General features: G+C 63.2%; 15 protein-coding genes. 14 read left to right on the plus strand and 1 reads right to left on the minus strand.

Annotated features, from left to right (window positions below):
* The first annotated feature begins 1 nt into the window (after window position 1).
* The 13 genes from AC1Q80_RS05735 to AC1Q80_RS05795 all read left to right on the plus strand — a co-directional run bounded on the left by AC1Q80_RS05735 (window position 2) and on the right by AC1Q80_RS05795 (window position 12377).
* On the plus strand, window positions 2-2764 hold the full coding sequence (locus AC1Q80_RS05735; RefSeq protein WP_492359894.1) for a phage tail tip lysozyme: 2763 nt from the start codon (window positions 2-4) through the stop codon (window positions 2762-2764).
* A complete protein-coding gene (locus AC1Q80_RS05740; RefSeq protein WP_492359895.1) occupies window positions 2761-4731 on the plus strand; it encodes a hypothetical protein in 1971 nt (656 codons plus the stop codon). The genes AC1Q80_RS05735 and AC1Q80_RS05740 overlap by 4 nt, the downstream gene beginning before the upstream one ends.
* Window positions 4728-7229: a hypothetical protein gene (locus AC1Q80_RS05745; protein WP_492359896.1), complete on the plus strand. Its 2502-nt coding sequence runs from the start codon at window positions 4728-4730 to the stop codon at window positions 7227-7229. The genes AC1Q80_RS05740 and AC1Q80_RS05745 overlap by 4 nt, the downstream gene beginning before the upstream one ends.
* A 71-nt stretch (window positions 7230-7300) precedes the next feature.
* Window positions 7301-7777, plus strand: a complete 477-nt coding sequence (locus AC1Q80_RS05750; protein WP_492359897.1) for a hypothetical protein — start codon at window positions 7301-7303, stop codon at window positions 7775-7777.
* Between the two features lie 11 nt (window positions 7778-7788).
* A complete protein-coding gene (locus AC1Q80_RS05755; RefSeq protein WP_492359898.1) occupies window positions 7789-8085 on the plus strand; it encodes a DUF6804 family protein in 297 nt (98 codons plus the stop codon).
* Window positions 8086-8141: 56 nt separating this feature from the next.
* A complete protein-coding gene (locus AC1Q80_RS05760; RefSeq protein WP_492359899.1) occupies window positions 8142-8828 on the plus strand; it encodes a hypothetical protein in 687 nt (228 codons plus the stop codon).
* A gap of 10 nt (window positions 8829-8838) precedes the next feature.
* The gene (locus AC1Q80_RS05765) at window positions 8839-10092 is read left to right on the plus strand and encodes a hypothetical protein (RefSeq protein ID WP_492359900.1); all 1254 of its coding nucleotides are present in this window, start codon (window positions 8839-8841) and stop codon (window positions 10090-10092) included.
* An 87-nt stretch (window positions 10093-10179) separates the two neighbouring features.
* Complete coding sequence (locus tag AC1Q80_RS05770) at window positions 10180-10854, plus strand: lysozyme family protein (RefSeq protein WP_492359901.1); 675 nt, start codon at window positions 10180-10182, stop codon at window positions 10852-10854.
* Window positions 10838-11068 (plus strand): hypothetical protein, encoded by a 231-nt coding sequence (locus tag AC1Q80_RS05775; RefSeq protein WP_492359902.1) that lies wholly within the window; start codon window positions 10838-10840, stop codon window positions 11066-11068. The genes AC1Q80_RS05770 and AC1Q80_RS05775 overlap by 17 nt, the downstream gene beginning before the upstream one ends.
* Entirely contained in the window at window positions 11065-11304 is a 240-nt protein-coding gene (locus AC1Q80_RS05780) for a hypothetical protein (RefSeq protein ID WP_492359903.1), read from the plus strand. The genes AC1Q80_RS05775 and AC1Q80_RS05780 overlap by 4 nt, the downstream gene beginning before the upstream one ends.
* A gap of 142 nt (window positions 11305-11446) precedes the next feature.
* Window positions 11447-11749, plus strand: coding sequence for a hypothetical protein (locus AC1Q80_RS05785; RefSeq protein ID WP_492359904.1), 303 nt, complete (start codon window positions 11447-11449; stop codon window positions 11747-11749).
* Between the two features lie 14 nt (window positions 11750-11763).
* Entirely contained in the window at window positions 11764-12036 is a 273-nt protein-coding gene (locus tag AC1Q80_RS05790) for a hypothetical protein (RefSeq protein ID WP_492359905.1), read from the plus strand.
* A gap of 56 nt (window positions 12037-12092) precedes the next feature.
* Window positions 12093-12377, plus strand: a complete 285-nt coding sequence (locus AC1Q80_RS05795) for a hypothetical protein (RefSeq protein WP_492359906.1) — start codon at window positions 12093-12095, stop codon at window positions 12375-12377.
* Between the two features lie 308 nt (window positions 12378-12685).
* Here AC1Q80_RS05795 and AC1Q80_RS05800 read toward each other — a convergent pair whose 3' ends face one another.
* Complete coding sequence (locus tag AC1Q80_RS05800) at window positions 12686-13627, minus strand: LysR family transcriptional regulator (RefSeq protein WP_492359907.1); 942 nt, start codon at window positions 13625-13627, stop codon at window positions 12686-12688.
* Between the two features lie 140 nt (window positions 13628-13767).
* Between AC1Q80_RS05800 and AC1Q80_RS05805 the strand changes: the two genes are divergently transcribed.
* A complete protein-coding gene (locus AC1Q80_RS05805) occupies window positions 13768-14388 on the plus strand; it encodes an FMN-dependent NADH-azoreductase (protein ID WP_173419730.1) in 621 nt (206 codons plus the stop codon).
* The last annotated feature ends 54 nt before the right edge of the window (window positions 14389-14442 follow it).

Raw genomic sequence — 14442 nt, forward strand, 5'->3', positions numbered from 1 at the left:
CATGGCAAATCGTCGACTTGATCCCGTTTCCTACCGCCGGTTCGAAGCGCAGCCGCTGCTGTCGGAGGGCCTGCTTTCCGTTGCCCGCGATAACGGCGACCTTGAGCGGAAGGTTGCGATGGGCCTTGCCCGGGTTGCTGACGAATTCGGCCGTCGCGCCGATCGTGAGGCCGAACGGGCAGGGCAGCTTGCCGGTGCGCGTGATGCGCTGGCGGGTGCGCCGACGGGGGCGACGTTTACCGGAGGCGGCCCCGCCAGCGAGGGCGCAATCAGGGTCGCTCCTCGGGCGGGGAACCAGCAGGCGGCCTATGCCCGTGACTATCTGGTCGAGAAACACGGCATGTCTTCTGTCGCTGCGGCTGCCGTCGCCGGGCATGGTATGCAGGAAAGCGGGTTCAACCTCGAAGCGGTCGGCGATAGCGGTACAGCATTTGGTGCATTTCAGTGGCGCGGCGATCGGCTTTCCAATCTCCGGAAGTTTGCCAGTGCTCGTGGTGGCGACTGGCGCAACCTTGATACCCAGCTGGATTTCGCGGTTCATGAGCTGAATACGTCAGAGACCACCGCAGGCAAGGCGCTGGCGAGTGCGACGACACTCGACGATGCCGTTGCCGCCTTCATGCACTTCGAGCGGCCGCAAGGGTACACGGCGGACAATCCTCGCGGCGGGCACGCCTGGGAGAACCGGCTGGCCTTTGCTCGCGGATTGTCCAAGGGCGATGGCTATAGCCGTCTGCCATCGCCGGCGTCGGTGGGGCCGGTCAGCGTCACGCCTGTTCGGGAGCCGGTGACCGTCGAGCCAGGCAAACCGGGAACCTTCCGTCCGTCCGGCCGCGATACGGTCTATGGTCGCGCCTACGATGTGTCAGGCACGCGCACCTATCTCGAAATGACCGATGCAGCGATGGTGGAGAACCAGCGCGCCATCTTCGAACAGTACAAGGACGATCCGGCGAAGCTGCGCCAGGCGCTCGAAGAAGGACTGACGGCCGATTTGAAGGAGAACGTGTTCGAGGATATCGCGCCCGAATACACGATGTCCTACCGGAAGCGGGCGACTAGTCTGATCGACAAGGCCGACAGCGCCCTGCGCGAGCGTGAGCTAGTCCAGAACAGGACCGATTTCATCGGGCGCGCCGAAGAGTTTGAAAACCGAAAGAGCCAGCTGCTCGCGGATCTCAATTTCAACGATCCGTCCGCAGCGGCATCGCTCGCCGATCTGCAGGGCTCGATCGACGCGCACTGGGACAGCGCGGCGGCGCGCGGCATTGTCGACCTCGACGACGCGGAGAAGTTCAAGCGGCAAAGCCGGTCGGATGCGACCGTCGGCTTCTATGTGCGCCAGGCGGCATCGATGCCGGCCGACGACATCAAGACGATGCGCGCCAAGATGACCGAAGACTATGCCGGCGGCAATCTCGCCGGCGTCTCGGCAGACGACTGGGACAAGATTGAAAAAGGCCTGGCCGGGGCAGAAAGCGCCAGGCGGACACAGGACGAAAAGTCGAATGCCGATTTCACCAGGCGCGGCGATGACCTGGCGAAGCGGATTGCCCGTGGGCTGCCGGTGACGGCCGAGGAAATGGCCCGCTTCCAGCTCGATGCCGGTACGGCGCCGAAGGGCAAAGAGATAGCGGCCTCAACCCTCTCACGCATGCGCGTCTCCGAGGCGATCCGGACGCAGCCGATCGGCGCCGTGGAAAAGAATGTGAAAGCTTTGCTCGGCGAGGCGGCGACCAGCGACGATGTAGATTTCGCACAGAAGACGATCGCCGAGCATCGCAAGGATCTGCAGACGGATCCGCTCGGGGTTGCCGAGCGGTTCGGCGTTTTGCCAGTCTCGCCGGGATTGCCGCTCGATGGTGACATTGAGCCTGCCGGCGTATCCGGTGCCTTTGCCGAGCGGATCAATGCGGCGAAGTCGGCCGCGCGGCATTTCGGGGTACAGCCGAAATTCTTCCGCCCGGGTGAGGCTGAGGCGATCGAAGCGGCCGTGAAGGCGGATCCCGCGCGCGGCCTCGATATCGCGGCCGGCCTGGTCGACGCTGCCGGCGGCGATACCGACAAGGTGTTCCGCGAGCTCGGCGACGTTGCGCCGGCGGTGACGCTGTCGGGCGGGCTGATCGCCTCAGGTGGCAACCGCCAGGCGGCGCTGGATCTGATCGCGGGTTTCGGCAAATCTCCTGGTGGCAAGGATTTTGCCGACATTCCGAACACGAAGCGCCTACCGGCGGCACAGGCAATCACGGGCACGGCGCTTGTCTTCACGCCCGACCAGGTCAACCGGCTCGACCAAGCGGCTGCCTCGATCGCGCGCAAGCGGCTGTTTGATGCTGGTATCGATCCTAAGAAAGAGGATGCCAAGCCGGTTTATGAGCGGGCTTATCAGGAGGCGGCCGGCGCTTCGTTCTCAAACGGCGTGCAGTTCGGCGGCATTGCCGATTATGATCGCGGCGCCTGGTATAGCGCGCAAAAGGTGCTGTTGCCGCCGTCGATCCGCGCCGATCGCTTCCCGCGGCTGATGGAGGCCCTGACCGACAAGGACGTCGGCCAGGTGAAGGCGAAGAACGGCCGCACGTGGACCGCCCGTGATTTTCAGAAGGCGATGCCTGTTGCCGTGAAGGGCGGCTTCGCCTTTGCGCTCGGCGATGTCGACGGATCCGCGCCGATGTTCATCGCCGACGAAAACGGCAATGCCGTGGTGCTGGATCTCGACACGCTGCGCCCATCGCTGGAGCCACGCGTGCCGGGGGCCTACCGATGATCGATTTGCTCGACCCTTCCGCCCTGAAACAAGGTGCTTCCGAAGGTCCGCAGTCCTGGGGCGAGGCCTGGTCGCGCGTGAGCGAAACCACCGACACCACGATGCAGGTGATCGAAAACACCAATGCCGACAGCGATGCCCTGGAGCGGGCTTACGATCAGCGCATTGCTGCGATCCGCGATCTGACCGGCACGCAGCTCCCGAACCCGCTGCGCGTTGCCTCGGGCGTCGATCGCGAGATGATCGACATCTTCGCGGCGCAGGCCGCCGGCGGCGGCACGCTCACGCCATCGCAGGTTAGCCCGGATTTCCGCCAACGTCAGGAGGAGGAATTCAACGAAAGGGCGCGCGCGCTTTCCGATCGGTTCCCGCAGATCGAGGGCATTATCAGCAGGCCTGTCATGGAAGAGCGCAACCAGGTGATGCGCGATGCGGAAGCAGCGGCCTCGCTTGCCAACCAGTCTCCGGAGCTGGGCATGGTCGGTCGATTGTCGGCTGGGCTCGTTGGTGGCCTCAAGGGAGCCGGCCGGGATCCGGCGCAATGGGGCATGGCGTTTCTCGGCGCCGGTAGTGGTACGGCGAGGACCGTCGGCGGCCGCATCGGGCAGACAGTGGTGCAGGAAGCGCTGTTGAATGGCGGCCAGGAGCTGGTGCTGCAGGGACTGAGCCAGGAGCGCAAGCGTGAGGCGGGGATCGAGCATGGCCTCGGCGACATGCTCGCCAATGCGGGCATTGCTGCGACCTTCGGTGCGATCTTCGGCGGAACCATCCAGGGCGGCGCCGAACTGGCCAGGGTCTTCAAGCTTGGCGAAGGCGGGGCGGAACGCGCAGCGCGTGTCATCGAGGGGCGGCCGGAGCCCGGCGACGTCGAGGCGATCGCCGCGGCGATGAATGTCGAGCTGGGTCCGGAAAGGCTGGATCTGCTGAACCGTTCGTTCGAGGAGCGCGTGCTCGACGACGTGATGGTGCCGGCCGATGGCGACGCCGGCGCCGTGCGGGTGTTCGAGGCGGCCAGGCGCTATGCCGAGGATCCCGACAACAATCCGCCGCCGGAGCTTATCGAGCGGCTGGTCGCGGACGAAGAGGGCGCGCGGATGCGGTTCTCTCCGGATGAATATGAGCGCATGTTCGCCGGCGACCAGAATGCGATCGACGATATAGCCGATACGTTCATGGCAGGCACGGTCGACGATGCGGTGCGGCGCATCGATGCCGTTGCGGAGCAAGCGGTTGAAGCTCGTTTCGAGGGCACGCGCCGCGATTTGGTGAAGCTCGGATACACCGTCGAGCAGCTGCAGCGCATGTCCGATGATCAGGTGGACGCCTCGTGGGCGGCGATGCGGATCGTGCAAACGGATGCCCGGTCGCGAATGACATCGACCGGTTCTGAGGATGGCGCCGATTGGGCTTTGACGAAGCATTACCGTGATGAGGTGAACGCCGACGTGGCCGCCGGTCGGGTTGTTCTCCCGCAGAACCCTCAGCCGTTCGTTCTGGAACGTCCCAGTGGTTATGCCGTCGGCCGTTTGCAGGAGGCCGAGGTGGAGCTGCTGGATTGGGCTTCGTCCGAAGGGCTGAGCCGTACTGGCGCCATCGACAGCCTGCGTGCAGAGATCGCGGAAGGGCGTGTTCTATCCGACACCGGCATATGGCATGAGGACCTGATCAATCACATGGAAGCGCGGTCCACGATCGACGTGGTAGCGGATCCGCTGCAGGGGCAGACGATCGCGCCGGCCCGGGCTGCCGAGCCAAACGACGCGGCGGCTGAGGCGATCGCCGACGTCCAGGCCGGCGAGATCGTCGAGCCCGCACGCGATGCCAACGGCAATCCGGAGAACTATCTCGACTTCGTCGGCGTCGAGGATGGCGACGGCAACATCAAGATTATGTCGACTGCCGAAGCGCTGGCCATGGCCGACGAACCCGAATTTTTTGCTGAACTCTTGGAAGCGTGCAAACTATGAGCCTTCGCGATTGCCTGAATTCCGCCGTCCAGCAGGGCGCCATCAACTCCCGCCAGGCCGAGGAGCTGAACCGCTATTATGAAGCCCGCTTCAAGCGCAAGCGTGCCGGGATGACCGATCGCGAGGCGGCCGCGGCCGCGCGCGATGAGGTCGTCGCGTCGCTCAAGGCCGATGCCCAGGAGCAGCGCCGGCAGGTGAAGCTGAACGAGGCGCGGCGCAAGGAGATTGCCGAGTTCATCGAGAACTACCGCGATCGCGACGGCAATCCTAACCAGCTCGACGCGGTGATGTCGTTGATGATCCACAACGGCTTCAAGGGCACCCAGTCCATGGCCGGCAAGGCGAATGCGATCATCGCCATGGCGCATCGGGATCTCTCGAATGTGATGTATCATTTCCGCCGATCGAAAGGCGCCGGCCGTCGACTGAACCTGACGGACCTGCCCGACCTCATTAAGGCGATGCATGGTGAGAAAACCGGCAACGAAACGGCCGGCGCGCTTGCGACTGCGCTTGGCGGTGTGCTCGAGGATCTGCGCCTTCGCTTCAACGAGGCCGGCGGCAACATCCCGAAGCGAGAGGACTGGGGCATCGTCCACAGCCACAATCGCCGTGAGATCCGCAAGCTCGGCCGGACGCCAGACGAAGCCCGGGCACGGTGGAAAGATTTCATCCGGCCGTTGCTCGATCCAGAGCAGATGACGAACCCGAACACGGGCGAGGTGATCGGCGCCGACGGGCTCGATGCCTCGCTCGATTATGTGTTCGAGACCATCACATCGGACGGCTGGGCGCACCGCCGGCCGGAAGCGCGAACCTTCGGCAAGGGCAAGACGGCGAGCCGGTACCAGGACAGCCGGTTCCTGATCTTCCGCGATGCGCAGAGCTGGCTTACATATAATGAGCGTTTCGGCAACCAGGACGCCATCGGCTCGATTTTCAACCACATCAACGGCATGGCCCGCGATATCGCCTCGATGGAGCGCTTCGGCCCCAATCCGGATGCGACGATCGAATGGCTGAAGCAGGCGGTCCAGGTCGATATCGGCAAGCGCCAGGCGGGCGCCATAGACACTCAGGGAAAACCGCCGGGCATGTCGGCCATCAAGTGGGCCGGATATCGCGTCGACAGCCTCTGGCGGGCGCTGCGTGGCCGGGAAACGGTGTTGGATGCGCCGGCAAAGATCGCCGGCGACGTGCGCAACCTCGCCACCTCGGCAATGCTTGGATCTACCGGGATCCTCGCGGCCTCGACGGATCCGTTTGTCTCGGCCGCTGCACGTCGTCTCGCGGGCTTGCCCGTCACCTCGACACTCGGCCCGATGTTGAAGCGCCTGGCGCGCGACGGCGATCGGCGGGCGATGGCACGGCGTGCGGTGATCTGGGAGGATTACCTGCACACGATGAACGAAAGCGCCCGCTTCGTCGACCAGATGTTCGGGCACGAATGGAGCCGCTACCTGGTCGACCGCTCGTTGACCTGGAACGGCCTTTCGCCGCTGACGGACGCGCGCAAGCGTGTCGAGGCGAGTGCCTGGCACGAAACGTTGGGGGGCTATGCCGAGAAGGATGCCGACTGGATCGACCTTGATCCGCTGCTGCAGCGGGCCATGGAAGGTTTCGGCATCACGCCCGACGACTGGCACCGGATGCGCGCCGGCATCGACGACATGGGTTTCCTCGACCCGGGCGGAGTGTTCGCCAAGACCGGCGATCGGAACCTTGCCGAGAAATATGCCGAGATGATCGCGCAATGGTCGGAACGATCGGTTCCAGCCGGGGATCCGCGTATCAAGAGCGTGCTCACCGGCGGCGTGCCGCGCGGCACCATCCTCGGCGAGATCGGCGAGTTTGGCTCGCAGTTCCTGTCGTTCGGCATGAGTTTCACCGCTCGCCAGCTTGAGGCGATCTACCTCTATTCCATGCTCGGTCGCTCGAAGGGCGGCAAGGTCGCCCGCGGCGCCTGGTACTTCGCGGCGATGGCAATCCCCCTGACTGTCGGCGCGGCCTTCTACCAGCAGGTCCTGAACGTGCTGAACGGCAAGGATCCGGAGGATATGACGACGTTCGATTTCTGGGGGCGCGCTTTCATCAAGGGTGGCGGCGGCGGCCTCTTTGCCGACTTCGTCAACAGGGCAGAGAACCGGTTCGGCCAGAGCTTTGCCGAGACCCTGCCTGGTCCTGGCGCTGCCTTCATCGGTGACAGCCTCGACCTGTCGCTGCGCACCATTCGAGCGATCATCCCGGGCGGCGAAGATCAGAAGCTTGGCCGCAATGCGGCAAAGTATGTCGGCCGCTATACACCCATCCTGGCATCGCATCCCGCGACCCGCATGTGGTATCGCCGAGCCTTCGTCGACCAACTCCAGTGGCTGACGGATCCGGAAGCTGACAAGAGCTTTCAGAGCCAGAAGCGCGCCTCGTCGATGTGGTGGGAGCCCGGCGAGGTGCAGTTCCGCCGGCTGCCGGCGCCGGAAGCGGTGTTGGGGAGTGAGTAAATTGGACTCCACCTTTGCGTCTGGTCGTGCTTAGGTTGCAAAACTGCAGGTATGGTCCAAGGGGGTGAAATATGGGCTGGCTAGCGCGGAAGGTGCACGGTTGGGGTGTTGGCAAGCAAAACGAGGAGATCGCCGCATTCATTCGCAGGCTCGCAGCCATTGATGGCAGCGAGATTGGAATGGTTGTGGCGCTCGCGGCAGACGGACGTCATTCCTTTTACGCGGCTGAACGTCTTGATCTGTTGCTTCCGTCCGCAGCGTTGGTGCAGGATCCGTACTTGGCTTTGAAGCTCAATCGGCTCATTCAGGAGTGCCAACGGCAGAAGAACTTCCTTTCGGCGACTGCATTCATGGTCTGGCTGCATACTGTTCGCGCCTCTTCGGAACTGGATTTACGGCAGCCGGGCAGAGAAATGTGGCGGCAACTGGAGCGTGGTTTTCAGCACGTTTCGGAAGCCCGCTGGCAGCTTTTCGAGATGATGGGCCGCGACATTCAGATCGAAGGATATGACCGTTTTCCAGACGGGCTGACCCCGCAACCTCTTTAAGGAGTTAGTCTATGAAGGGCTTTGCCTTATGGGCGGCGATCGTTGCTGCCATCATGTTGCTGGCTGCTTTGGGTCCGTGGCCTTATAGTTACTATCAGCTCCTCCGCGTTGTCGTCTGTGCCGCGGGCGTTGTTGCCGGCCTCTATTTCCTTGAGGCCAACCGACCGATAGCGATCGCGCTCTTTCTTTGCGCAGCAATCTTCAATCCTGTGGTGCCAGTTCATCTGACCCGGTCGATCTGGTCAGCCTTCAATGTGGCGGGTGCCGCGCTGTTCGCCTTCTCCGCTTACCGCGTGAGCCGCACTTAACCACCGTCTCCGGCCCTTACGCTCTGCTCTGATCCCGCAATCAGGGCAGGGCGACCATGGCCAACCCATATCCGATACCCCGCCAAGCCAGGCAGACCGATATTCTGGTCGGCAATGGCGGCAAGGTTTATGGCCCGTTTACCGGGTTCAAGATCTTCGATGTCGAGGACATCAAGGTCTATACGCGCGCGCAGGGCACGTCCGATTTCCTGTCCGTGTCCGTCACCGTCGACAAGGTCGGCGATCAGCCGTTTGACCTCTTCACCGTCGAGTTTGCCGACAATCTGCCGGCGACGACGGAGTTTGTCGTTTCGTCGGAGCGCGTGCCCGAGCGCTCGGCCGGCGTCGACAAGGGTACGCGCATCGACCTCACGGCGCTTGAAAAAGAGCTTTCGAAGATCGCCACTGCAATCCAGGAGCTGCGCCGTGATGTCGACGGTGCGTTTCGCGTTCGCTTCGGCGAAACGCCTGGCGTCGTGCCTGGTGCCAGTGATGGCAAGGTGCTGGCGTGGGTGGATGGCCAGCTGGCCAACATCGACCCGGCCGAGTTCATCGAGACGGCCGGCCTCGCTACCGCCGCCCAAGGCGCGAAAGCCGATAGCGCCGTGCAGCCTGGCGGGCTCTCCGGCCTGATCACGATTTTCCTCAATCTTTTGCCGAACAGACCCGACGGCGACCTGACCGGCCTGGCGGCCGGCGACTGGGTCATCAGCGGCGGGTTTCTCGTCAAGGTCCAGCCGTAAGGAAGCCCCCATGAGAAAGCATGCAATAGCGCTGCTCTTCGCTCTTCTGCCTGCCGCGGCCTTCGCGCAATCGGCACCCGTTCTCAATGCCCGGGAGGCGAACCTCGCCGGCCCATTCAAGATCCGGCATCAGAGCACTGCGCCGGGAACACTGATGGGTGCCGATGGGCTGAACATCATCCCGTTCGGCACCTATCGCGGCCAGAGCTACATTTTCACCGATACGAACGCGACCCATGTGGGCAACGCGCTGGTGGGCCTCACCAGTGCAATGACCGTGCACGGCAGTGGCGCATTCGGGCCGGCGACCGCCGACGTGGCGGCATTGTTTTCCGTCACCAAGAAAAACTATCTGACGTCGACCGTGGAAGGTGAGACGCTGGCAAACTACCTGGTCGTCCAGCAGGGGCGCAAAGGCGATGCCGCGCCGTTGCTCGGGGCGGCGACCAAGGTAAAGAGCGGGACCGGCGACGACACCGGCGGCGCGCTCGGCTATGAGCTGCGCGCCGCATTCGTCAATCCGGCAGGAACGACGCTGAACGCGGTGCACTCCTACGCCCCCTATATGGCGCCCTCGACCGACATGTCGGGCGGTAGCGGCTATGGCTCCTACGTCGAAAGCTTCACAGGCACGAATTATGCCGCCTTCACCGCCGGCGCCTATCTTCCGTCGGATGCTGCGACCGGATGGCAGAACGTGCTGCTGGCGACCACGGACCGGTCGGCTGCAAACACCTTCTTCCGGGTGCGCGGAACGAAGTCGCTCACCGGCTCGCAGCAGCCGGGCGATATCGTCATCGGCTCGACTACCGCAAAGACCGTCCGGAACAATGGCGGTTTCCTGCAGGTCCGTAACGCGGCCGACAACGCGACCCTGTTTGAGGTTTCCGATACCGGCGCCGTCAACGCACCCTCGGATCCCGCCTGGGCGACTTACACGCCGACGATCGCGTGCGGCACGGGCACGATCGGCAGTGCATCGGCGTCCGGCGCCTACAAGAGCTTCGGGAAGACGGTGCAGATCCGGATCACGGTGACGATCACGACGATCGGCACCTGCGCGGCCTCGTTGAACCTCGGGCTTCCGGCCGCTGTGAAGGCCTCGCATGTGCTACCCGGCCGGGCCAGCGCTTCGGGCAAGATGCTGCAGGGGGCAACCGGCGGCGCCGGCAGCGCGACCGTCTTCGTTTCCGACTACAGCAACGCCTTTCCGTTTACGTCCGCCGACACGGTGATCATCAACGGCTCCTACGAGGCGCAGTAGGGCAAGGCCTCGGCACTGCCCGCGCATTTGACGCGTTTCTCAACACCTTAATCTCGGCTCCAGTCTGAAACACTGGGGCCGATTTTCATGAGCAAGACGCTTCCGACCATCATCCCGGCGCCCGCATTGCTGCTGCTCGATTTCATCGTCGGCATCGAGGCGCCGCAGGGCTACGACACGATCTATGGCAACAACCAGGACAAGCTGCCCAAGCCGCTCACACAAATGACGCTGGGCGAGGTGATCGACGCGCAGAAAAGCTGGACGAAGCGCTTCAAGTCCAGTGCCGCCGGCGGTCCCCAGTTCATGCGCGAGACCCTGATCGGCATCTGCAACGAGATCCCTTCGCTTCGCGGCGACATGCCGTTCGACAAGAACCTACAGCAGCGCCTCGGCTACTACCTGTTGCTGCGCCGCGGGTACGAAAAGTTCATTGCCGGCGAAGCGTCGACGATCGCCTTCGGCAAGGCATTGGCGCAGGAATGGGCAAGCTTCCCCGTCCTGTCTGCCTGCAAGGGGCGTCATCAACTCGTCGAGCGCGGCCAGAGTTACTATTCCGGCGATGCGCTCAACAAGGCACTGGTGAAGCCAGAGCGCGTCGAGGCGATGCTTGCGAAGATCCAGGCGGCGGCTCGACTGCCGCCCGTTCCTGAGGTTGCCCCCACGCCTCCTCCTGCACCGGCTGCCAAGCCTTCCGGATGGGCAGCCTTCCTCGCGCTCCTGGTCAAGCTCTTCGGAGGCCGGAATGAAAAGGCTCGTTGAACGCATCGTCCGGTTTCGCACCTGGATCGTCAATCTCGTCCTGACGCTCGCGATCCTCGCGCCGGAGCTTTTGAACTCCCCCGAGATGCTGGCCCTTGTGCCGGCGGAATATCAGCGCTGGGTGCTCGCGGCGGCCTTCCTGGTCAATATCTGGATGCGGCCGCGGCCGGCGGTGATTGCCAGCGACGCGGAAGCCCAAGGGGGCGGCCGATGAAATGGATCCCCGGCATTATCGGCGCGATCGTCGGCGCAGCCCTCATGGCCCTGCCGGCCGCTCACTACGGCAAGCGGCTCGAACGCGACCAGGCCGCGATCGACGCCAGCAAGGCGGCGCTCGAACGGATCCAGACCTTGGAGAAGAACAATGCGAATTTCAGCAAGCTTCCGGCTCGCGATCGTTGTGTCCTGTTCATGCGTGACAGCGGCCTGCCAGACAGCGCCTGCGACTGACGGGGCCGGATATCAGTTTGTCCGCTTCACCGATGCGGCCGCGGCCCGGGCGGCATCGCAGGACGCGACCGCTGGGCCCGCAATCTCTTCCAACAATCACCAGTGCCGGCGGGATCCCGGCTGCCGCAAGTAGGAGGCTGACATGCCAATAAGGACACTTACTGCCGATACTGCCGCCACGGGCGTGTCGTTCGGTATCGAGGCGCGCAGCGATGCTGGCTATCGCGTTCTCAGCTACAGCGGCAGCCTCGGCGGCGGCACGCTGCGCGTGTTCACGCAGGTCGAGGGCGGCGACATCGTCCCCGTGCCCGATACCAAGCTGGCGATCGGCGACGTTGACGGCAAAGGCGATGTTAAGCAGCAGCTCCGGTTCACCTCGGCCGGAAATGTTTTTGTGTCACTCACAGGATCGACGGCGCCGACCTGCAAGGTTTCGGTGCTGTAAGAATGGATGATGTCATGAACGCGCCGGCCAGGCTCATCGAGCTGCCCCACGATACCCGCGAATGGCTGGCTACCCTTCGCGAGGACGAGCTTGAAACACTGAAAGCCCTGGTCGACTTGCCGGCCGACGACGTGCGCGACGGCTTCAAGCTGGTGCGCGAGCTGCGCACGGTCGGGCGCTGGATGCGGCTTTTGATCCTGACGGTGGTGGCGGTCTTCGTTGCGACCGTGACGCTGTACGAAAACACGCTCAAGGTTCTGGGCTGGTTCAAGGCCGGCCCTCACTGATCTGCGCGGCCCGCTTCAATCTTGACTCTGGGTCTCGATGAGAACAGAAAAAGAACATGAAGCATCGAAAGGGCATAGAGCTGGATCCGAACAAGCTCGGCGCGCAGTATCTGGGCAACGCCTCGGAGCTGGCCTGGCTGACCTTCGACAAGCTTTCCGAATGGTATGTGCTAGGAGCACATTGCTCAAAGTGCGAACGGGAGGCCTGGCTCGATCGTTGGGAGCTTCAACGCCGGTTTTCAGCAGGCGCCTATATCAATCAGCTGGCAATCCGCCTGCGCTGCCGAGGCTGTGGAAACCGAAGTGGCAACCGCTTTATGCTCGGGAAATTGGCGCGGTGACCTCGATCAACCGCGCCACAAGGGCCGACAATGTCGGACAGGGATTTATAGCTAAGTAGCGGAAATCGCCCAATATTTAGATAATTTGTAATCAGGGGGTCCCGGGTTCGAGTCCTGGTGGGGGCACCACTTTTTCCCGATAGCTATTGAACTCGTAAGGCCGCGATCCGGCATATAAGCGATGCTTGCTGTGCGCCCGCGCGGTCAGCCGTCGGAACGCTTGGCGCACCCTAACGCGCCCTGGGCGATATCGTCTGGTGATGCGAAGCGCTGCGCTTTGCAGTGCTTGTCTGCAACTGCTTGCGCGCTCAAATCTCGAACGACCCGGCCCCCTTGGGAACAATCTCGCGGCATTTCTGCATGGCGTTCAGGAGATTGTCGGCCAGATAGTCGATCAGGGCGCGGGTCGCCGGCAACATGCCGTGACGCGAGGGGAAAACGAGGTGAACGACGACGTCGCCCGAACTCCATTCGGGAAGCACCGGAGCAAGCACGCCGGCCCGGAAGGCACGTTCGCAAATGTGGTCAGGCAGAAGCGCCACGCCCATGCCTTCGATGGCCGCACGTTCCAGGATGAGAAAATCGCTGCAGCCGATGATCGGTCGGTGCGAAATTTCGGCGGTGTTTCCTTCCGTATCGACCAGGCGCCAGACATCGGTTGTGTGGCTCTCGTTCATCGACAGTGTCGGCATTTCGCCGAGAGTGTCGATCGTGACGTCGTCGAAGCGGGTGAGCAGTGTGGGGCTGGCCGCAAGTCTCTGGCGCACCTCGCCGAACCTGCGGATGATCAGCTGATTGTCGGTGTCGAGCTGATCGCGGGCACGCAGTGCAACATCGATCCGCTCCTCGATCAGGTCGATCCGCCGGTTGGTCGCCGTAATCAGCAGACGGACGCCGGGGTAGCGGCGGTGAAACGCCGGCAGAATATCGGCGAGCATCGGTGTGAAGCCGAGCGGGCAGGCGAGGCGGACCGTGCCGGTCGGCTCGGCCCTGACGGCTGCGATCTCGGCTTCAGCGACTGCGACGCCATCGAGCAGGCTCTGGCAATGCTCATAGAAGACCCGGCCGATCTCGGTGACGCGAAGCTTGCGCGTCGAGCGTTCCAACAGTCGCACACCAAGCTGCTCTTCAAGGCGCGCCACGTGTTTGCTCAGCTTGGATTTGGGTATATTCAGATCGCGCGCCGCCGCACTGAAACCGTTGTTGCGCACGACGGCAGCGAAGAGGGCGAGGTCGTTTAGGTCCTGCATCTGTTTTTCGTCTCCCGCCGCGGTATCCAGGTTTCATTGTTTCCATCTGGAAACAGTATGTCAAATAACCGCGGACTTATCGCGCGATTGTTTTCAAATCATATGTGATGCACCGCAACGCCAACACAAAGGTGCTTCCCATGAACGTCCTTCACATCGACTCGGGTATCCTCGGTGATCATTCCGTCTCCCGTCGCCTGACAGCTGCTATCACCGCCCAGATCCAGGCAGACCGCCCGGATGCCAAGGTGACCTACCGCGATCTCGCATCCAGCCAGATCCCCCATCTGACCGGCGCACAGATCATGGCACCTGCCGATCTCGCTGGTGTCGACGCCGGCCTCGCTGCCGAAGTCACGATCGGCCGCGAGATGCTCGAGGAGTTCCTGGCCGCCGACACGGTCGTCGTCGGCGCTCCGATGTACAATTTTTCCATCCCGAGCCAGCTCAAAGCCTGGATCGATCGTCTGGCTGTCTCCGGCAAGACCTTCCGCTACACCGAATCTGGCCCGGAAGGCCTCGCCAAGGGCAAGAAGGTCATTGTCGCCTCGACCCGTGGCGGCCACTATTCTGCCGGCCCGGCTTCGGCCATGGATCACCAGGAAGCCTACCTGAAGACGGTCTTCGGCTTCTTCGGTATCACCGACGTTGAGTTTGTCCGCGCCGAGGGCCTGAACCTCAGCGCCGACTCCAAGCAGTTCGCGATCGCCGAAGCTGAAAAGACCATTGCCGAAGGCACCGTTCTTCGCCTGGCCAGCTAAGTCAAGAGTTCAGCGGATCACGTCAGTGGTTCGATGAAGGGGCGTTGGCCCCCA

This window comes from Ensifer sp. GW823-FHT05D09 (assembly GCF_058795755.1).